The organism is Aliarcobacter cryaerophilus ATCC 43158 (genome assembly GCF_003660105.1).
In the GTDB taxonomy this organism is placed as follows: Bacteria; Campylobacterota; Campylobacteria; order Campylobacterales; family Arcobacteraceae; genus Aliarcobacter; species Aliarcobacter cryaerophilus.
Genome location: NZ_CP032823.1, coordinates 1,890,630 through 1,911,131 on the forward strand (window position 1 = coordinate 1,890,630; position 20,502 = coordinate 1,911,131).

The window sequence follows — 20,502 nt, forward strand, 5'->3', positions numbered from 1 at the left end:
TAAGGAATTCAAAAATGAAAGATAATATTGCATTTAGTGAAATGATGGTACATATACCGCTTTGCACACATAAACTTGCTAAAGATATTTTAGTAGTATCACAAGGAAATATTGATTTAACAAATGAACTTGATAGACATAAAAAAGAGTCTAATTACAAATTTATTGAACTAAACGATTTAGAAAACATTGAAAACAAATCTTACGATGTAGTAATTTTACCAAATACAAAACTAGATATAAAAATTGTAGGAAAGCTTTTTGATATTTTAAAAGATGATGGACTTATTGCATTTTCTTCAAAAGTTTTTTCAAGAGATGACAATAGATTAATTGATGATTTAAAGCTAGTAGGTGAGAAATTTTGGATAGCAATGCCTTATAGATTTGGGCATCAAGCTTCAATACTTGCTTCAAAAAAATATCACCCAACGGCTGACTTAAATCTTCAAAGAGCAGATTTTCTTGATGATTTAGAATATTATTCAAGCGAAATTCATACAGCTTCTTTTGTTTTTCCAGCAAAACAACATAAAGATTTAACGGGTATTGCAAAAAGATAGTATGAAGCAATCACAAGAAGATAGTTTTAAAAATGCAATTGCACTTACAGGAGGAATTGCAACTGGAAAAAGTACAGTTTGCAACCTTCTGAAACTTCATGGTTTTCTAATAATAGATGCTGATAAAATAGCTCATAAACTATTAGATGAAAATAGTCAAAAAATAGAACAACTTTTTGGAAAACAATATGTTGAAAATGGAAAAGTTTTAAGAAAAGAGTTAGGTAAAATAATATTCTCAAATGAAGTAAATAAACTAAAACTTGAAGAACTACTTCATCCACTAATTTTTGATGAAATTGAAAAAGAAGCAAAAGTTTTTGAAGAACAAAATAAACCTTATATTGTTGATATTCCTCTGTTTTTTGAAAAGATGCATTACCCTATTTCTAAATCAATTGTTATTTATACTCCAAAAGATTTACAAATAAAAAGGTTGCAAAATAGAGATAATATTACAAAAGAAGAGGCTATCTTGAAAATTTCAAACCAGATGGATATTGAAGAAAAAAAAGCTTTGGGTACATATATAATAGATAACTCTAAAGATTTAAAACATCTTCAAAATGAAGTAGAAGATTTAATATCAAAGGTATTAAATTAGCTCCCACTTTTATTAGGAGCTAATTTTTACTCTGATACGTTTATATCAATACCTTGTTTTAAAAGTTCATCTTGCCTAACTCTTAAATAATCCAAATAAGTTTTTGGAAACTGTCCATAGTGTTTTCCACTAACATATCTTAAAACCTCTTTGAAGTGAAAAGGAAAAAGTAATGCATCTATTGTAGAGATTAATTTTTTATCGTTATAAAGCAAAATGCCTGGTCGATAATCTAAATTTATTTTCTCAACCAAAGATTTTGGTGTAGTTTTTTCACCTGTTGGTAAAATCAACTCTTTTGTACTATTTGCATCAACTCTAATAACTGTAAATTTTGAAAACTCATCAATTACATCTTTGTTTGTTAAGATTTTGTTATGAAAATGGTCACATTGAATGCAACTTTTATCTTCAAAAATAATTGCAACAGGAGTTTTTATTTTTGATAAATCACTTAACTCTTTAAACATTTTATTTGAAATAAAATCATATGTATCTTTTTTATTTACCTTACTTAAATATGATGTAAAATCCATTTTTTCATAAGCTTTTGTTTGTATAAAATCCAAAATATATTGAAAATCTGTACTATTTCTATATCCATTTATTCTAGCTACTATCTCTTTATTTGAGTTAAAAATAAGAAGTGTTGGACTGTATTGAATTTTTAATTTTTCTGTTAAATCTTTTTCAGTTAAAACATCTCCATCAACCCAAGTTAATTCACGGCTTCCTTTAACATTTAGTTCAATAACATCAAAATTATTTTTGATAAATTGGCTAGTTTTGTTATCTTCTTCAAAACTCTCTTTTAGCATTTTTGCACAATAAGGACAACCTTCAAAATCTAAAAATATCATAAAGTGCTTATTCTTTTGACTAGCTTCTTCAATATCTTCACTTATATCTAAAAAACTATCCTTAAACCAACTAGGTACTTCATGATTTGAAGATCCAATAACTTTACCCTCTTTTGCATTTAAATTTGAAGCAATGAATATTGCAACAAAAATTAAAAATAAACGATTAAACATAAACTTCATAATCTTTCCTATTTTAAAATAAAGTTGATTCTATTGAAATTATCATTACAAAAAGCTATAAATTTGAATTCTTTAATCTAAAAATGATAAAATTCTTTTTATAAAATAAAATTTACTATAAATATAATTTAATCTTATGATAAATATCTATAGGATTAAATTGTGTTTATATAAAATCTTAAAATTTTTTATGTAAAAGGATTTAAAATGAGCGAAAAAGATGAGTTTGTAAAAAAAACTTCTTATCGTAAAAAGAGATATTTTGTTTATGCTATCGTTTCAATAGTATCTTTAGTAATACCATTTATTCAAGTAAATGGTAATCAATTATTCTTATTATCTTTTGATAAAAAACAGTTTCATCTTATGGGAACTGCTTTTGATATGCAAGAGTTATACTTGATGCCATTTTTATTAATGTTACTATTTATAGGAATTTTTGCAATAACTTCAATTGGTGGAAGAGCTTGGTGTGGTTGGGCATGTCCTCAGACAATTTTTAGAGTAATTTATAGAGATTTAATTGAATCAACACTTTTAAAACTTAGAAGAATAAAAAATAAACAAAAAGATATTGATTTAAGTAAAAATGGAAATAAAATAAAAAAATTTGTTGGTGTAATTTTATGGTCTATTTTATCTTTAGTTGCTGCATCCAACTTTATGTGGTATTTTGTACCACCACAAGATTTCTTTGCATATATTCAAGACCCACTTGAGCATATGTTTTTAATAGTAATTGTTTTAAGTATAGCTGCATTTTTAATCTATGATGTAATTATTTTAAAAGAAGATTTCTGTGTATATATTTGTCCATATTCAAGGGTTCAATCTGTTTTATATGATAATAATACTTATCAAGCAATCTACTCTACAAACCGTGGTGGAAAAATATATGATGAAAATAAAGAAAAAGTTGTTTGGAAAATAAAAGATTTACCAGACCCAGCAAATGAGTGTACTGCTTGTGAAGCTTGTGTTACTGTCTGCCCTACTCATATTGATATTAGAAAAGGTATGCAACTTGAGTGCATAAACTGTCTTGAGTGTGTAGATGCTTGTACAACAGTTATGGGTAAATTAGGAAAACCTTCTTTAGTTCAATGGTCAAATACAAACACTATTGTTGAAAATAAACCAACAAAACTTCTTAGAAAAACTACAATTATGTATTTTATATCTCTTGCTATTACTTTTGCTTTACTTTTTGTTATGAGTGGAGAAAAAGAGTATATGCTTTTAAATGTTAATAAGGATACTGAACTTTATAAAATAAAAGATGGAAATGTTGTATCAAATAACTATTTATTACTTTTCCAAAATACTGAGTCAAAAACTTTAACTTATGAATTAGAAATAGTAGATAATCCTGATATAGAAATAACAAGATTTGAACCATTCACGCTAAGTCCTGGAAAAATGGCAAAAAAAGTTGTAATCCTTCAAACAGATAAACTTTTAGTAGATAATAATCTAAAAGATACTCCTATTACAGTAACTCTTAAAGCTTATGCAAAAGAGGACCCAGAAAAAGTAAAGGTATTTAGAAAAGCTACTTTTTTCTTCCCAAGATCCGATAAACTTAAATAACATAAGCAAAGTGCTTCGGCACTATGCTTATTTAAATTGCTTATTATAAACTTTTAGATACAATCACAGCTTATATATTTTACAAATTTAATAATTTTTATGGAGTATTTTAATGACAAAATTCATTTTTGTAACAGGTGGAGTTTTAAGCTCTTTAGGAAAAGGAATTACATCAGCTTCAATTGCTACAATATTAAAGCAATCTGGATTTAAAGTAAGTATGTTAAAAATTGACCCTTACTTAAATGTAGATCCAGGAACTATGAGTCCTTTGGAACACGGTGAAGTTTTTGTAACAGCTGATGGAGCTGAAACTGACCTTGATTTAGGAAACTATGAAAGATTTATAGATAGAACTTTAACAAAAATAAATAGTTTCACAACTGGTCAAGTTTATCAAAGTGTAATAAAAAGAGAAAGAGAAGGTGGATATCTAGGAAAAACTATTCAAGTAATTCCACACGTGGTTGACGAGATAAAAGATAGAATTTATAAAGCTGCTGAAGGAAATGAATTTTTAATAATTGAAATTGGTGGAACTGTTGGAGACATTGAAAGTCTTCCATTCTTAGAAGCTATTAGATCTATTAGACATGAACTTCCAAAATCAAATACAATGAATATTCATGTAAGTTTAGTTCCTTATATTAAGGCAGCTGGTGAACTTAAAACAAAACCAACTCAACACTCTGTTCAAGAACTAAGAAGAATTGGAATAACTCCTCATATGCTAGTTTGCAGAACAGAAAAAGAGCTTCCAAAGGCTCTAAAAGATAAATTAGCACTATCTTGTGATATTGATAGAAATGCTGTTATAGAAGCTGGTGATGCACAATCTATTTATCAAATGCCTCTTCATTTTATAAAAGATGGAATTTTAACTCCACTTCAAGAGCATTTTAATGTTAAAATTAAACCAAATATGGAAAAATGGGATACTTTAGTAAAAAATATTTTAGTTCCTCAAGATGAAGTTACTATTGCTTTTGTTGGAAAATATCTTGATTTAAAAGAGTCATATAAATCTTTAACTGAAGCTTTAATTCATGCAGGAGCCCATCTAAATACAAAAATAAATATTCACTGGTGTGATAGTGAAAGAATTGAAGATTTGGGAGCTTATGAAGTTATTGGTAATGTAGATGCTATTTTAGTAGCTGGTGGATTTGGTGCAAGAGGAGTAAAAGGAAAACTTGAAGCTATAAAATATGCAAGAGAAAATAAAATAGTATTTTTAGGGATTTGCTTAGGAATGCAGCTAGCAATAATAGAATTTGCTAGAAATATTTTAGGAATTGAAGATGCAAACTCTATTGAATTTAATAGTGAAACAAAAAATCCTCTAATCTATTTAATTGATGAATTTATAGATCAAAGTGGAAACAAACAACTAAGAACAAGTAAATCACCTCTTGGTGGAACTATGAGATCAGGGGAGTATCCTTTTGAGCCACTAAAAGGTTCAAAACTACAAAAAGCTTATGGAAATAACAAAGAGTACTTTGAAAGACATAGACATAGATATGAAGCAAATCCAAAATATAAAGAAGCTTTAGAAAAAGCTGGTATGATTATTTGCGGAGAGTCAAATGGACTTATTGAAGCAGTTGAACTACAAGATCATCCTTGGTTTGTTGGAGTTCAATTTCATCCTGAATTTACATCTCATTTAGAGACACCAAATCCTATAATTTTGGATTTTGTAAGAAAAGCTAATTCTCCTAAATAATGTCGAAAATCACTAAGGATAGACTTTTTGAAATCTTAAATGCAAGGCATTTGAATAATCCATATTCAAAACTTGCATCTATTCCATCTTTTAATAACTTCAAAGATATAAATATTGCTACAAAAAGAGTAAAACAAGCTATTTTAAATGGTGAAAAAATAACTATTGTTGGAGATTATGATGTAGATGGTATTGTATCTACTACTATTATGATAGATTTTTTCAACTCTTTAGGTATAAAAGTTGATTATATTATTCCAAATAGATTTGAACATGGTTATGGTTTATCTGTTAAAATTGTTGATATGATTGATAGTGGCTTAGTAATTACTGTTGATAATGGAATAACTGCATATGAAGCATCTTTAAAACTAAAAGAGAAAAATATTGATTTAATAATTACAGACCATCATACTGTTGGAGAGAAAGTACCAATAGCTCTTGCAATTATTAACCCAAAACAAAAAGATTGTAATTTTGAATTTAAAGAGATTTGCGGTGCTCAAGTTGCTTGGTATTTTTGTGCCGCAATAAAAAATGAGATGAATTTTGATATAAATATGAGTTCATATTTAGACCTTTTATGTTTAGCAATAATTGCAGACATTATGCCTATGACAAGTCTTAATTATACTATGGTAAGACAAGGCTTAAAAAAGATAAAAAACTCTTCTAGAGAAGCTTTTAAACTTTTAAATTTACACTTAAAAAAAGATATTTTAGTTTCTGATGATATTGGATTTACAATTGCTCCAAAGTTAAATAGTGCAGGAAGAATGGATGATGCAACTGTTGCATTAAAATTTTTATTATCAAAAGATCAATCTAGTGCTTATGAGAGTTTAGCTGTTTTAGATGAATTAAATAATTATAGAAAAACTATTCAAGAAAGAATTTCTAATGAAGCAGAACAAAAATCAAATAAAGAAGATAGATCTGTTATTGTTTGGGCTGAAGATTGGCATGAAGGAATTATTGGTATTGTTGCTTCAAAACTATCAAATAGTCAAAAAAAACCTGCCTTTATATTTTCAATTCAAAATGGTATTGCAAAAGGTAGTGCTAGAGCAAACTCAAATATAAATTTATATGATTTAATATCAAAGGCTTCTCATCTTCTTTTAGGTTTTGGTGGACATAAAAATGCTGCTGGTCTATCTTTATTAGAAAAAAACTTAAATGAGTTTAAAGAGATTATAAATAAAGAGCTTGAGAAATCAGATGATATATTACACAATGAGTTTATAACTTTGGGTGAACTTGATATTAGTAGTGTAGATTTAGAATTTATCTCTATTATTGAAAGTTTTGAACCTTATGGACTTGAAAACAATAGACCATTTTTTAAAGTTTCAAATGCAAATCTTATAAAATCAGAACTAATAGGTAAAGATAAAAATCATCTAAAATTAACTCTAAGTAGTGATGGATTTATATTTGAAGCTTTAAAGTTTTTTAACTCAAATACAAACTTAAATGATAAATTGGATTTGATAGTATCAATTTCAAAAAATGAGTTTAGAGGAGTAATTACTCCATCTTTTTTAATTCAAGAGTTTTTATAAGACCATAGGTCTTCTAATACTATTTCTAAATTCAGTATCTCTATTTTGAGATATTCCCTCAAGATCTAGTATTTCGCTATCAAGGTCTGTTCTTGCAAAAGATGAACTAAGAATATTTCCACTATTTATATCTATTAATTTTATAAAAAGATTTAAACTTTTGTTAGAAATAGAGTAAGTCCCAACAACTGCATATCTTGATTTCACATTATCACTTAAAATTCTATTTTTTTCTCTAGTTAAAAGATTAAAACCAGATGGTCCAAATTCGAACTCTTTCCCAAGCTCTATCTCTTTTACAATAACATCTAAAGATGATAATCTATCTTTTAAAAGATTTGATAGTAAAAAACCAAGTTGAGATCTATTCTTCAAGTTATCAAGATTTACAAAATCCGATACTAAAACAACCTCATCATAAGATACATTTCTCTTTATCTTAATAGCTGATTTTTTTACCATATCGTTTATCATTGAATCGAAATTTGTATTTTTTGATATTGGGTCTTTATATGCTCCACAAGAGCCTAAAAAAAGTGTTAAGAGTATTAAAGATAGATAAAATCTAAATACTCTTAAGTTTTTAAAAATCATAAAACTATTTCTCTTTTACAATTTTTATAGTTCTCATAGGGGGACAATCTCCAAACATTGTACAATCTTGAGATAATCCATGAATAAAAGTTGATCTTGCACTTGTTATTACTTTTCCAGTTATATTATCAATAACTCTTGCATTTAAAATCACTTTACCATTTTGTCTTGAGTAAGTTCCAACAACAACATAAGTACTAGGAACCTCTTTTTTTAGCTCATGTGGTTTTCTACTTAAAAAATATTCACCCTTATCATTTATAGAAATAGCCATTTGACCTCTAAATTCAATTAGATTAAACCCTCTATTTGATAACTCATCAATCATACTTTCTCCAACAACTCTTCCAAACTCCGAAGTTGTTTTGAATTGATCTAATCTTACAAAAGAAGTTACAATTAATGGCTTGCTTGTATCAAGTTTTTTATTTACCATCATTTGTGTTGCAAGAGAAGCGATAGTTGCTTCTAAACTGTTTTGAACTGTGATATTCTCTTGTTTATAGTTTGCAACATTCATACCAGCTTTCATCTGATTTACTTTATCTGATTCGGTTTGAACCTCTTTGTTTTTTTGAGTACAACCTGAAAGAATAGTTATAAAACATACAAAAATAGCAAATTTTAAAATCTGTTTTGACATTTACAATCCCCTTTTTAAATTCCTAAGATTTTATTTAAAATTTACTTATATATCCTTTATAAAAGCTTATATAAACGAAAATTCAATATAATAAGCTTCAAATTTGAGTTAAGCTTCATTCTTGAAGCCATTTAGGAATTACTACTTTAACATTTTTTTATAAATTGTGTTAAAAGTAGTTAAAAAATATTAGTTCCCTTTTAAATAGGAGCTATTGAAAAAGGATAAATTTATGGCAAAAATTTTAGTTCCAATAGCAAATGGATTTGAAGAGATAGAGGCAATTTCAGTTATTGATATTTGCCGCCGTGCAGGAATCGAAGTTGTAACTGCTGGAGTTGAAGACAAGATTTTAACAGGTGCTCATAACATAAAAATTGAAATGGATAAAAAAATAACTGAAGTATATTCAAGTGATTTTGATATGATAGTTCTTCCAGGTGGTCTTCCAAATGCTTTTACTTTAGCAGAAGACAATAATGTACAAAGACTTTTAAAAGAGTTTGAAGAGAAAAACAAAAAAATTGGAGCTATTTGTGCAGCGCCTTATGCTCTTCACAAAGCTGGAGTTTTAAACCAAAACTATACTTGTTACCCTAGTTTTGAGAAAAAAATAAAAGATGATGGCTACCAAGATGATAAAAATGTGGTTACTGACAATAATGTAATTACATCAAGAGGACCAGCAACTGCTATTGATTTTGCACTTGAAATTGTAAAAACTTTAAAAGGTGATGATATTTATCACCAAGTTAAAACAGGTCTTCTAGCATAATTAATATAAGCTCTCTTAGGGCTTATATGATATTAATATCTTCTCAATAAAATTTTAGATAAAATCTTTACTTAAAAAATAAAATAGAAGATTTATAAAATATGTCACAAATACCACAATTTACACATTTACACTTACACACAGAATATTCATTACTTGATGGTGCAAACAAAATAAAACCTCTTGCAAAAAAATTAAAAGAGTTTGGCATGAAAAGTGTTGCTATGACTGACCATGGGAATATGTTTGGTGCAATAGATTTTTATAATGCAATGAAAAATGAGGGAATAAAACCAATCATTGGAATGGAAGCATATATTCACAACAGTCAAGATTTAGGAGATAAGACAAATAGACAAAGATTTCACTTATGCTTATATGCAAAAGATGAGATAGGCTATAAAAATCTTATGTATCTTAGTTCGCAAGCTTATATAAATGGTTTTTACTACTATCCTAGAATAAATAAAGAACTTTTAAAAAATCATTCCAAAGGACTTGTTTGTAGTGCTGCTTGTTTACAAGGTGAGGTAAACTGGCATCTAAATACTCAAAATGAGAGAAATGTTAAAAATGGTGCAAAAGGATATGAAGAAGCAAAAAAAATAGCGCTTGAATACAAAGAGATATTTGGTGATGATTTTTATTTAGAAATTATGCGACATGGTATTGGTGACCAGCATTTTGTAGATGACCAGATTTTAAGAATTTCACAAGAAACTGGAATAAAAGTTGTTGCTACAAATGATACTCACTATTTAGAACAAAAAGATGCTGATGCACATGAGGCTTTTATGTGTATTGCTATGAATAAACTTTATGATGACCCAAATAGATTAAGACACAGTGTTCATGAGTTTTATTTAAAATCTCCTGAGCAGATATATAAACTTTATGCTGATATTCCAGAAGCCATAGAAGCAACTCAAGAAATTGCAGATAAATGCAATTTAACAATTAAATTAGGAAATCCAACTCCACCAAACTTTAAATTTACAAGAGATAAATTAAAAGAACTAAATATAGAAATCCCTGAACCTCAAAATGAGTATTCTTTGGAAAATGATAAGGTTTTATTTGCTCATGAGTGTAGAGTTGGACTTATAGATAGATTAAAACTTGTACCTGAAGATAAACATCAAGAGTACAAAGATAGGCTAGAAACAGAGATAGAGATAATTAATAATATGAAGTTTCCAGGATATATGTTAATAGTTTGGGATTTCGTTAAAGTTGCAAAAGATATGCAAATTCCTGTAGGTCCAGGAAGAGGAAGTGCGGCTGGAAGTTTAGTTGCATATAGTTTAAAGATTACAGATATAGACCCTATTCCTTATGGTTTACTTTTTGAAAGATTCCTAAATCCAGAAAGAGTATCAATGCCCGATATTGATATGGACTTTTGCCAAAGTCGTCGTGGTGAAATTATTGATTATGTTGTAAATCAGTATGGAAGAGCAAACGTTGCACAAATTATCACATTTGGTAAACTTCTAGCAAAAGGAGTTATAAGAGATGTTGCAAGAGTTTTAGATATGCCTTATGCAAAAGCTGATGCTATGGCAAAACTAATTCCAGATGAGTTGGGAATTGATTTGAAAAACTCTTGGGAAAAAGAGCCAAAGATAAAAGAACTTTGTGAAACAGACCCACTAGCAGCTAGAGTTTGGGAATATGCTCTTGCACTTGAAGGATTAAATAGAAATGCTGGAACTCATGCAGCTGGAGTAGTTATCTCAAATGAGCCACTTTGGAATAAGACTCCACTTTTTAAACCAAGTGGACTTGACACACTTGCAACTCAATACAATGGAAAATATATTGAAGATGTAGATTTGATTAAGTTCGACTTTTTAGGACTTAAAACTCTTACAGTTATTAATGAAGCTTTAAAACTAATAGAGCAAAGACATGGTAGAAAAATAGATTTTGCAACTGTTGATGTAAATGATAAAGGTGTTTATGATTTAATACAAACTGGAGATACTTTAGGATTATTTCAAATAGAATCAGATGGTATGCAAGATTTATGTAAAAGATTAAAACCATCAAATTTTGAGGATATTGTAGCCGTTCTTGCGCTTTATAGACCAGGACCTATGGAATCTGGAATGCTAAATGACTTTATAGAAAGAAAACACGGAAGGGCAAAGATTGATTATTTCCATGATGAGCTAGAAATTGCACTAAAACCTATTTTGGAAAATACTTATGGAGTTATTGTTTATCAAGAGCAAGTTATGCAAATTGTTCAAAGTGTAGGAGGTTTCTCTCTAGGAGGAGCCGATTTAGTAAGACGTGCTATGGGTAAAAAAATCAAAGAGGAAATGGATAAACTAAAAGGTCAATTCGCAGATGGTGCAGTAGAAAAAGGTTTTACAAAAGCCTATGCAGAAGAGCTTTTTGATTTAATTGTAAAATTTGCTGGATATGGATTTAATAAATCTCACTCAGCTGCATATGCTTTGATTACTTTTTATACATCTTACTTAAAATGTTACTACACAGCCGAATTTATGGCAGCACTTTTAACACTTGAAAAAGATAATACAGATAAAGTTGTAAGATATGTTGATGAAGTAAAAAGATTAGGACTTGAACTATTCCCACCTGATATAAATAAATCAGATTTAGTATTTGCAGCAAGGGTAGTAGATGATAGAGAAGTTGTTATGTTTGGAATGGGTGCAATCAAAGGTGCTGGAGATGTTGCTATAAACTCAATATTAAATGCAAGAGAAGAGGGAAATTTTGCCAATTTATCAGACTTTGTATCAAGAATAGATGCTAGTAAAGTTAATAAAAGAGTTATAGAATCTTTAGCAAAAGCAGGTGTTTTTGATAGTTTTGGATATTCAAGAAATGCTCTTTTAAGTCAAATAGAAAAAATAGTTGATGGTGCTTCAAAAGCTTCAAATGCAAAAAAAATGTCATCTGGTTCTCTATTTGGAGATAGCACAGAGCTTACAAGTATAGAAATTGAACTTGATAATTTACCTGAATATTCAAAAAAAGAGATTTTAGAACTTGAAAAAGCAAGTCTTGGTTTTTATGTTTCAGGTCATCCTCTTGATGAGTACAAAGATAAAATAGAAAAAATAAACTATACTTTATCTTCACAAATAGATGAGTTAGCAGATGGTAGCCAGATTTTGATTGTTGGAAAGATTGAAACAATATCTGAGAAAATATCAAAAAAAGGTTCTAAATTTGGAATTGTATCAATTTTGGATTTTCATGGAACTGTTGAATTTATGTTATTTGAGGATAAATTAAAAGATCTTCAAGAGAATTTTGATTTAAATGAACCAATAGCTTTTAAAGTTAGAATCTCAAAAAATGACCAATTTACAAGAATGAGTGTTTTAAAAATAGAGACTATTTTTGATGCTCAAAAAGAGAAAATAAAAATTAAAGCAAAAGAGATAATAGAACCGCCATTAACTATTGCTCTTCCATTTTCAGAAGATGAAAACTCTATTTACAGCCTATTTGATTTAGTAATAAATAATCAAGGTAAAAGAGAATTAAAAGTAATAATAAAATCAAAATTAGCAGACTTAGAGCTTGAAAGTGGTATAAAAGTATCAAATGCAGTTGAAAAACTAATTCACAATATAAAAGGAGCATATATAATAGATGATGAAAATTCTTCTAACAAATGATGATGGATACGATGCAGTTGGTCTAAAAGCTTTGATAAAAGCTTTAACACCAATAGCAAAAGTTATGGTAGTTGCACCTGCAAAAAATAAATCAGCATGTGGTCACTCTTTAACCTTGGATAAGCCATTAAGACTTATAAGTGTTGATGATGAGTACTATAAAATAGATGATGCAACACCAACAGATTGTATATACCTATCTTTAGGGCATCTTTTTAAAAATGGTTACCGACCTGATTTAGTAATAAGTGGTATAAATATCGGTGCAAATATGGGAGAAGATATCACATATAGTGGAACAGCAAGTGCCGCAATGGAAGCTGTAATTCATGGAGTTCCAGCAATTGCTGTATCACAAGTTTGTGAAGATATGTGTAGAAGTATTGTTGTTGATTGGAACTTTGAACTAGCTTGTAAGGTAATTTTAGAACTTGTAACTAGAATAGAAAATGGCTCTTTTCCACTAGCTGAAAGAAAGTTTTTAAATGTTAATATTCCACCTTTAAAAACAAAAGATTGTAAAGGTGTAAAAATCACAAAGGCTGGATATAGAGTGTATGGAAATGATGCACATAGACATACAAATCCAAGGGGTGAAGAGTACTACTGGATTGGACTTCATCCATTAAGCTGGAAACCTAGTCTTGATAACTCTTGTGATTTTGAAGCTATAAAAAATGGCTATGTATCAATAAGCCCAATAATGTTAGATATGACATCACATAGCGATATAAAAAATTTAGAAAATTGGCTAGAAAACTAAAAAGAAAAAATTAAAAAAAGGAAAGATTAAACTATGAATTTCACAAATTCAATTACAAAACACATAACAAAACTTGTAGGAACTCTAAAAAGTGAAGATGAACTTCAAGAAATATTAAAAAGAAAATTTACAAAAAGGGAGTACAAAACTTTTATAGCTTTTGAAGAAGGCAAAAATATAGATGAAATAAAAACTCTTTTAAAAGAAGAAGATACAAAAGAGGTAGAAAAAATCTATCAAACTGCTATCAAAAAATTAAATCAAGAGATATTAAAAAGGGAGTTAGTAGATTTATAAAAATCTACAACACCATTTTTATATCACAATGCTCACCAAAAAGTCTAAAAATCTCAGTTCTATCATCATCATTGTGAACTAATATCTCTAAGTTGTAACTTTTAAATTTACCTTTTGAGCTAGTTTTTGAAGGTTTTAAGTTATGTTCTCGTTCAAAAATAACCTCTTTTACACTTTTCTTAATATCACAAGTTTCCAGCACAACAAGTTTGTATTCCCAACTACAAGGGTAGTTTAACTCTAATTTTTTATCACTTAAATCTATCATCTTTTAAAATCTCCACTTTTTCCACCGCTTTTACTTTCAAGCTGAATATCTGAAATTATCATACTTTTATCAATAGCTTTTACCATATCATAAATTGTAAGAAGTCCAACACTAACACCTGTTAAAGCTTCCATCTCAACACCTGTTTGTCCATTTAGTTTTGCTGTAACAAAAAGTTTAAAACTATTTGTTTGGGGAAACTCTTCTATATCACAATTAATTCCACTCAAAAGTAGAGGATGACACATAGGTATTAATTCGCTTGTCTTTTTTGTACCCATAATTGCTGCTATTACTGCTGTTTGTAAAACTGGACCTTTTTTTACAACATTTCCAATAATTGCATCATAAGCTTCTTTACTCATAGTAATCTTTCCACTTGCAACTGCAATTCTATGTGTCTCATTTTTTCCTGAAACATCTACCATTTTTGGTCTATTATTATCATCAATATGTGTTAAGTTCATAATATATTCCTTAATATTTAAAAAATTATTCTATTCTAATATAGATTAAATAGGAATTAAGTTTATTTAATTATAATCCAAGCTCAAATTTAAAAAGAAAGTGGGTGATTTTAGTGCCAGGCATTAAAGTTAGAGATAATGAATCTTTTGACGAAGCGTATAGAAGATTTAAAAAGCAATGTGATAGAAACCTTATAGTTACAGAAACAAGAGCTAGAAGATATTTTGAACCAATGACTGAAATCAGAAAAAAACAAAAAATTTCTGCTAGAAAGAAAATGCTTAAAAAATTATATATGCTTAGAAGATACGAATCTAGGTTATAAGATTTATTATTTTCCAAGTAAAAGCCCAGTTCTTAGGAATTGGGCTTTTTTATTTAGATAAACTTAAACAATACAAGGCTTATAGCCATTACAAACATTCCCAAAGATATTCCAACTATTGTTGTGTGAGCATTTCCATAAACTCTTGATGCTGGTAAAAGTTCATCAAAAGAGATATAAACCATAATTCCAGCAACAATTCCAAAAACAATTGCCAAAGTAGATGCACCCATAAAAGGAAGAAGCAAGAAAAACCCAATAACAGCACCAAGTGGCTCTGCAAGTCCAGAAAGTGTTGCATACCAAAATGCTTTTTTCTTCTCTCCAGTTGCGTGATAAATTGGTAAAGATACTGCCATTCCTTCTGGAATATTGTGAATAGCAATTGCAAATGCGATTGTAATACCAACTGTTGGGTTTTCCAAAGCTGAAACAAATGTAGCAAAACCTTCTGGAAAGTTGTGAATTGCTATTGCGATTGCTGTGAAAATTCCTGTTCTTCTTAGCTTTGAATTTCTTATTAGTGAAGCTTTTGTATCAGGTTTTAACTCTTGAAGCTGATTGTCACTTTTTGGCTCGTGTGGATTTAAATCTTCTGGTATTATCTTATCTATAAAGGCTGTTAAAATTATTCCTATAAAAAAGCAAATAATTGTCAAAACCTCGCCCGTAATAGGACTTGAATATATTTGTGTAAAAGATTCTCTTGATTTAACTAAAATCTCCATAAACGATACATAAATCATAACTCCAGCAGAAAATCCCATACCAATTGATAGCAAAAAGTAGTTATCTTTTTTTGAGAAAAATGCCAAAATAGCACCAATAGATGTAGCAAATCCTGCCAAAAAAGTAAGCATTGCAGCAAAAAGGAATGTTTCTAGTGAGATGTCTTGCATAAATTACCTATGATTTATTTTTTAAAGTTTGTATTGTAGCATATTTGATTTTTAGACTTCTAGCTTATTTAAAATCTCATCTAAATTTAAAGATTTCAAACTCATCTATTTTGAAATTGTTGAAGTGTAGATTATAAAATTTATATTTGGATACTTACTAAACAAAGTAAAAACCGTATCATCTATATAGTTATCTATCAAAACTATTTCACTCTTTGCAAGTTTTAGTAAATCATTTACAAAGCTGTAAGAATCGTAAATTTGTCCATCAAAAAAAATGTTTTGCACTGGAATATTGTTTTTATCTTCTAAGACTTTAAATAGTGTATTAAAATTTTTATCATGGATTGTTAAGCGGTTTTCTATTCTTTCAAATCTCTCAAACAAAGCTATATTTTGAGAGATTAGTTTTCGCATTTCGACAAAAGCTCTAATAATTTTTATACTAACATTTACAGCAACTTCACTTCTTAAAACAGCACTAAACATTGAAACACCTTGTTCTGTAAAAGCAAAAGGTTTTGCTCCTCCTAGATACTTTTTTGATGGTATCACAAATTGTGATACCAGAGAATCTATTTCTTTATCTGTAAGCTCAAACATAAAATCAGGTGGAAATCTATCTATATTTCTCTTTACGGCTTGTTTTAAAGCCCTATTTTCAACACCATAAAGCTCTGCTAAATCTCTATCCAACATAACTTGCATATTTCGTATAGTGTAGATTTTATCTTTTATACTGTTTTCATTTATGATTAAATCTTGCATTTTGTTTCCTTGCTTGAAAGATTTTTTAAATCTTAGCAAAAGAGAGTAAAAATATAAAGGAATATTGCAATTTGTAATTAAATTTGATTTTTATATTTTAAAGTTGATTGAAAGCCTATTTTATCGAATTGCTTAGATTGTATTAGAGTAAGTTAAATTATTGAATGGCCTGGTAGGAATAGAAAAACTATCAACTAATAACATTATTTACGTTACTCCTGATATATTGAAATATTATAACGACCCAGTTTACGACCCACTTTAATATTTTGTATGTAAATTCTAAATATTTTATGATTTGATTATATTAAAAAAAGGGTTAAAATAAAACCCTTAATTGTATCTTTTTATAATACATATTCCCATCTTTCATATTTACTAGCTATCTTTTTTATATCATCAATAACTAAAACCGTAACTATCTTGTAAACATTGTCTTTTATATATACTTTAATTTTCATTTTTCAACTCCTATTTTTATATCTCTAAATTTATGTATTGATTGATACATATATTCAACATTTTCCTTTAACTCATATACATCATCTAGTATTGTTGAAGCTAAACTATGTAAAGCAAAAAAGCCCTCTTTTTGAAATTTATGTTCACCCGCATTACCAACTAAAAATAAGCTATCTAAAATAAAAATAAGCCCTTTCAATTTAGGCTCTATTTCCATTTCAATATCTTCATCATTTGCGATTTTTGAAAAATCCAGTTCTATTTTTTCCATTGTAAAATATAATCCTTTTATTTTTATATAACTCATTTATATCATTATTAAATGATTTTAAAGCGAGATAATATCATTATATAATTAATATGTCAAGTGCAAATATCATTTTTTAATTATCTTATGTTAATATTACATCATTATTTAATTAAAAGTGGGTGTATTATGGAAAAAGAAGAATTTAATGAATTACTAAAAAATGCAAATTTATCTAAAAAAGAATTTGCGAATATACTTGATATAAATCCAGGCTCTTTAAATAACTGGGGTAGTTCTCAAAATATACCTTATTGGGTTAAATCTTGGCTTGAAAATTATATAAAGGCTAAGGATATTGACAAAATAGCTGAAACAGTAAAACCGTATATTAAAATGGATTAAAGGGTAATTTAATATGGATAAAAAAAAGATTAAACAAAATAATGAAACAGCAATTAAATACTAAGATAGTTTTGTTGCTTTTTTAGATGTTTTAGGTTGTACAGATTTTGTAAAAAATGACAAAATTGATAAGATAAGTGACGACTTAGGACAAGTTGAAGTTGCAATGAATAATTTAAAATAATCTAAGTTATAAAATGAAGTTCAACAACCTGTACTAAAAAGCTTATAATGCCATCAGTCTTAATTAAAAAAAGATATAATTATCAATTAAACTCTATATTTATTTTAAAAGGATTTATTTATGTTAAAAAAAATGTTAAAAGTTCAAGTTATTGGATTGTTATTAATAGGTGCTAATATTCAAGCAAATTCTTTAGTGAATTGTGATGAGTTAATTGGCTGTGAAAAGAAAATTTGTAAACTTGAAAAAGAGTTAGAATCAGCAAAAAAAATGAATATTATTTCTAAAGTAGATGGTTTAGAAACTGCATTAGATAAAGTTCGCAAATACTGTACTAATGATAAATTAATCAAAGATTTAAAAGATAAAATTAATGATAAAAAAGAAGACCTAGCCGAACATTTAGAAGATTATGAAAAAGCAGTAACAGATAATAAAACAGATAATAAAACAGATAAGATAAAAAAATATGAATCTAAAATGACAGAAGATAAGAAAGAAATAAAAGAACTGCAAGAAGAATTAAATACTTTTTAACTCTTTTTGTAAGTTTTATATAGATTAAATATTTTACAATAGAAAAAGGATACATTGTAGAGGTAACTAAAATTCATACTCAGAATTTAAAAGTATCTAAGTTAAAATAATAAGTTCCACAACCTGTACTTTTTGGCGCAAATTAGGATTAGTAAGATTAACTATGCTAAAAGGAACTATCAGTTACTGACACAAAACTCTGAACGCTCTCCCTTAAACTAAAAAAATAGCTTCATATTTTTTAACTTTATGATTTTTAGTTTTTTGCTTTTCATTATAATTTATAGTTACCTTTGTATCTTTCAAAATATCATATTTTGATAATATCTCTTTTAAACCTTTTTCAAATTCTCTTTTAAGTGCTTTATCCATTAAATTAATCCTTATTTGTTAAACAGTATCTTTTGGGCGTGTATTTTTATTATCAAAGGTGACCAATAACTCTATTATATGTTTAAACTCATATAAAGGCAACGCTAAGGCTTTTATATTTGGAATTGATATAGTTGCTTCAATTCTGTATAACCTACCTTTTAAGTCATTCTTTTTAGCTTTATTGTATATACAAACTCTATCCAACATTAAAATATTAGTATTATTGATATAGTGAGTATCTGTTTTAACTTTTTCCTTTGTTAAATATTGTCTAGTCCTAAATTTACCTTTTAAATTATCAATATTTGGTTTTTGTTTCATATCACAACATAAATCAAGACTAGTTATATTTTTTAGTATAGATAGTAGATTTTCTATTATGTGATGAGGTGTAGGCTCTTTATGATATTGTTTTAATCCAAATATTACCATAGTTGCTAATCTATAACGTGGCTTATCCTTATTGCTGTTATAATAAAAGATATTATAGTTTTCAAGTTGATAAACACTTGTTACCTCATCATCTATTATCTTTTTTCTAAGACTTGAAAATATAGCCCTATTGCTTTTACTAATCTTTTTCCAATTTCCCAAAGCCTTTATTTTTGTAAGTTTATGTTGTTTTGAAAAATCTATTCTTATGGTGTCATAGCTTAATTTTAAATCATTATTATCATTAAAATCTTTTATATAATCTTCTAAATCTTTTAAAACTTTTGATTTAGTCATTAAATCTAAGACCAACTTTTGATAAATGCTCTTTTAAAATGAATTTGATTTCATATACATAAATATCAATAATATCATCTTTGTTATATTCATCATCATTTATACACTCACTCAAACCTTTTGGAAGCTCTAAAAAGCTTTTTGATAATTCATTGAGTATTTTTCTATATCTATTAGATATTTGTTTCTCTATGCTATTTAATTCAGTTAAATACTCTCTTAACTCATCACTTAATATTAACTCTAATTGAGTTAAGGCTTTTTGGCGTGATTGAAGTAAATCATTAAACTCTTTTAGGTTATAAGAAATATACTCATCTTGATTAACCATCTCTAAATCATCATATTTTAATTGTTGTTCTTTACTCTTTATCTGATTTTTTAAAGCTTCAATTTCCATATTTAGATTAATAGCCTTTTGTTTTTTATCTTCAACACTTAAAGGACTAGGACTTGTGTATAATTCTTGCCCTTTTTCATCTCTTGCAACTGTTGGTTTTCTAAATTGATTATTCTCATCTAAATAGTTAAAATCTTTTAATCGTTGTAAAGAACTATCTAAATCTAACTTTCTATCTTTTCCAACTTCTAGAATACCCTTTTGTACAAGTTTTGATATATTTTGATGTACACAATTAGTTAAACGCCCCAATTCTCTTTGGCTTACTCTTTTATTATCATTCATCTCTACACTCTATATTATCTATTATAGTTTCATAATCTTTTTTCCATTCGTGAGCTGTTGTTGATGATATATTACAACGTTTAGCATTTTCACGTGTTGAATAATGGTCCCCATTTTTTAAACATAAACAATAATCAATAAATGCAAATGATTTTTTATATTGTTTATTGTTTTGTAAAGCTTTGATATATATTTCAACTTCACTATTTAATTCTATAAGTTTACTCATCTGTTAACTACCCTTTTATATTTTATTAATGGCTAATTGAACCCATTATATTATTTTGGCTACCTTTTATATTTGGCTTAAACCCCCTGA

The 20,502-nt window shown here is 27.8% G+C and carries 24 protein-coding genes; 12 read left to right on the forward strand and 12 right to left on the reverse strand.

Annotated elements, in window-relative coordinates; genetic code table 11:
- The first annotated feature begins 14 nt into the window (after positions 1–14).
- Together ACRYA_RS09620 and coaE are read left to right on the forward strand one after the other, a co-directional pair.
- Positions 15–563 carry a class I SAM-dependent methyltransferase gene (locus tag ACRYA_RS09620; protein WP_105916974.1) on the forward strand — a complete coding sequence of 183 codons (549 nt, stop codon included), beginning with the start codon at positions 15–17 and terminating at the stop codon, positions 561–563.
- Positions 550–1,167, forward strand: coding sequence for a dephospho-CoA kinase (gene coaE / locus ACRYA_RS09625; RefSeq protein ID WP_370684713.1), 618 nt, complete (start codon positions 550–552; stop codon positions 1,165–1,167). Before ACRYA_RS09620 ends, coaE begins: the two co-directional genes overlap by 14 nt.
- A gap of 26 nt (positions 1,168–1,193) precedes the next feature.
- On the opposite strand, the gene ACRYA_RS09630 is transcribed toward coaE, so the two are convergent.
- Positions 1,194–2,210 (reverse strand): thioredoxin family protein, encoded by a 1,017-nt coding sequence (locus ACRYA_RS09630; RefSeq protein ID WP_105916975.1) that lies wholly within the window; start codon positions 2,208–2,210, stop codon positions 1,194–1,196.
- Between the two features lie 207 nt (positions 2,211–2,417).
- Here ACRYA_RS09630 and ccoG point away from each other — a divergent pair, with 207 nt between their 5' ends.
- The 3 genes from ccoG (at position 2,418) to recJ (ending at position 7,094) form a co-directional block, all read left to right on the forward strand.
- On the forward strand, positions 2,418–3,800 hold the full coding sequence (gene ccoG / locus ACRYA_RS09635) for a cytochrome c oxidase accessory protein CcoG (protein WP_105916976.1): 1,383 nt from the start codon (positions 2,418–2,420) through the stop codon (positions 3,798–3,800).
- A gap of 112 nt (positions 3,801–3,912) precedes the next feature.
- Entirely contained in the window at positions 3,913–5,529 is a 1,617-nt protein-coding gene (gene pyrG / locus ACRYA_RS09640; RefSeq protein WP_105916977.1) for a CTP synthase, read from the forward strand.
- Positions 5,529–7,094, forward strand: a complete 1,566-nt coding sequence (gene recJ, locus ACRYA_RS09645) for a single-stranded-DNA-specific exonuclease RecJ (protein WP_105916978.1) — start codon at positions 5,529–5,531, stop codon at positions 7,092–7,094. The genes pyrG and recJ overlap by 1 nt, the downstream gene beginning before the upstream one ends.
- On the opposite strand, the gene ACRYA_RS09650 is transcribed toward recJ, so the two are convergent.
- Positions 7,089–7,688, reverse strand: a complete 600-nt coding sequence (locus ACRYA_RS09650; RefSeq protein ID WP_105916979.1) for a FlgO family outer membrane protein — start codon at positions 7,686–7,688, stop codon at positions 7,089–7,091. The two genes, recJ and ACRYA_RS09650, sit on opposite strands and share 6 nt — an antisense overlap.
- Positions 7,689–7,692: 4 nt before the next feature.
- Positions 7,693–8,331, reverse strand: coding sequence for a FlgO family outer membrane protein (locus ACRYA_RS09655; protein ID WP_105916980.1), 639 nt, complete (start codon positions 8,329–8,331; stop codon positions 7,693–7,695).
- Positions 8,332–8,563: 232 nt separating this feature from the next.
- Between ACRYA_RS09655 and ACRYA_RS09660 the strand changes: the two genes are divergently transcribed.
- The 4 genes from ACRYA_RS09660 to ACRYA_RS09675 all read left to right on the forward strand — a co-directional run bounded on the left by ACRYA_RS09660 (position 8,564) and on the right by ACRYA_RS09675 (position 13,831).
- Entirely contained in the window at positions 8,564–9,106 is a 543-nt protein-coding gene (locus ACRYA_RS09660) for a DJ-1 family glyoxalase III (RefSeq protein WP_105916981.1), read from the forward strand.
- Between the two features lie 101 nt (positions 9,107–9,207).
- The gene (gene dnaE / locus ACRYA_RS09665) at positions 9,208–12,771 is read left to right on the forward strand and encodes a DNA polymerase III subunit alpha (protein ID WP_105916982.1); all 3,564 of its coding nucleotides are present in this window, start codon (positions 9,208–9,210) and stop codon (positions 12,769–12,771) included.
- Positions 12,746–13,534, forward strand: a complete 789-nt coding sequence (surE, locus tag ACRYA_RS09670; RefSeq protein WP_105916983.1) for a 5'/3'-nucleotidase SurE — start codon at positions 12,746–12,748, stop codon at positions 13,532–13,534. Before dnaE ends, surE begins: the two co-directional genes overlap by 26 nt.
- Positions 13,535–13,567: 33 nt before the next feature.
- Positions 13,568–13,831 carry a hypothetical protein gene (locus ACRYA_RS09675; RefSeq protein WP_105916984.1) on the forward strand — a complete coding sequence of 88 codons (264 nt, stop codon included), beginning with the start codon at positions 13,568–13,570 and terminating at the stop codon, positions 13,829–13,831.
- Between the two features lie 4 nt (positions 13,832–13,835).
- Here ACRYA_RS09675 and ACRYA_RS09680 read toward each other — a convergent pair whose 3' ends face one another.
- Both ACRYA_RS09680 and moaC read right to left on the reverse strand, forming a co-directional pair.
- Positions 13,836–14,099: an HP0495 family protein gene (locus tag ACRYA_RS09680; RefSeq protein WP_105916985.1), complete on the reverse strand. Its 264-nt coding sequence runs from the start codon at positions 14,097–14,099 to the stop codon at positions 13,836–13,838.
- The gene (gene moaC / locus ACRYA_RS09685; RefSeq protein ID WP_105916986.1) at positions 14,096–14,566 is read right to left on the reverse strand and encodes a cyclic pyranopterin monophosphate synthase MoaC; all 471 of its coding nucleotides are present in this window, start codon (positions 14,564–14,566) and stop codon (positions 14,096–14,098) included. Before moaC ends, ACRYA_RS09680 begins: the two co-directional genes overlap by 4 nt.
- Before the next feature lie 113 nt (positions 14,567–14,679).
- Between moaC and rpsU the strand changes: the two genes are divergently transcribed.
- Positions 14,680–14,892, forward strand: a complete 213-nt coding sequence (rpsU, locus tag ACRYA_RS09690; protein WP_066157053.1) for a 30S ribosomal protein S21 — start codon at positions 14,680–14,682, stop codon at positions 14,890–14,892.
- Between the two features lie 53 nt (positions 14,893–14,945).
- On the opposite strand, the gene zupT is transcribed toward rpsU, so the two are convergent.
- From zupT to ACRYA_RS09705, 3 genes are all read right to left on the reverse strand, one after another.
- Positions 14,946–15,791, reverse strand: coding sequence for a zinc transporter ZupT (gene zupT, locus ACRYA_RS09695; protein ID WP_105916987.1), 846 nt, complete (start codon positions 15,789–15,791; stop codon positions 14,946–14,948).
- Between the two features lie 105 nt (positions 15,792–15,896).
- Complete coding sequence (locus ACRYA_RS09700; RefSeq protein ID WP_105916988.1) at positions 15,897–16,559, reverse strand: ORF6N domain-containing protein; 663 nt, start codon at positions 16,557–16,559, stop codon at positions 15,897–15,899.
- A gap of 457 nt (positions 16,560–17,016) precedes the next feature.
- The gene (locus ACRYA_RS09705; protein ID WP_133160978.1) at positions 17,017–17,292 is read right to left on the reverse strand and encodes a hypothetical protein; all 276 of its coding nucleotides are present in this window, start codon (positions 17,290–17,292) and stop codon (positions 17,017–17,019) included.
- Between the two features lie 165 nt (positions 17,293–17,457).
- Between ACRYA_RS09705 and ACRYA_RS09710 the strand changes: the two genes are divergently transcribed.
- Positions 17,458–17,673: a helix-turn-helix domain-containing protein gene (locus ACRYA_RS09710; RefSeq protein ID WP_105916990.1), complete on the forward strand. Its 216-nt coding sequence runs from the start codon at positions 17,458–17,460 to the stop codon at positions 17,671–17,673.
- A 304-nt stretch (positions 17,674–17,977) separates the two neighbouring features.
- On the forward strand, positions 17,978–18,394 hold the full coding sequence (locus ACRYA_RS09715; protein ID WP_105918325.1) for a DUF1090 domain-containing protein: 417 nt from the start codon (positions 17,978–17,980) through the stop codon (positions 18,392–18,394).
- 213 nt (positions 18,395–18,607) lie between these two features.
- On the opposite strand, the gene ACRYA_RS10795 is transcribed toward ACRYA_RS09715, so the two are convergent.
- From ACRYA_RS10795 to ACRYA_RS09730, 4 genes are read right to left on the reverse strand one after another with little or no spacing between them, the layout of a single operon-like run.
- A complete protein-coding gene (locus ACRYA_RS10795; protein ID WP_165786103.1) occupies positions 18,608–18,766 on the reverse strand; it encodes a hypothetical protein in 159 nt (52 codons plus the stop codon).
- Positions 18,767–18,784: 18 nt separating this feature from the next.
- Positions 18,785–19,498, reverse strand: coding sequence for a hypothetical protein (locus ACRYA_RS09720; protein ID WP_105917871.1), 714 nt, complete (start codon positions 19,496–19,498; stop codon positions 18,785–18,787).
- A complete protein-coding gene (locus tag ACRYA_RS09725) occupies positions 19,491–20,183 on the reverse strand; it encodes a coiled-coil domain-containing protein (RefSeq protein ID WP_105917872.1) in 693 nt (230 codons plus the stop codon). Before ACRYA_RS09725 ends, ACRYA_RS09720 begins: the two co-directional genes overlap by 8 nt.
- Positions 20,176–20,412, reverse strand: a complete 237-nt coding sequence (locus ACRYA_RS09730; RefSeq protein WP_105917873.1) for a hypothetical protein — start codon at positions 20,410–20,412, stop codon at positions 20,176–20,178. The genes ACRYA_RS09725 and ACRYA_RS09730 overlap by 8 nt, the downstream gene beginning before the upstream one ends.
- Between the last annotated feature and the right edge of the window lie 90 nt (positions 20,413–20,502).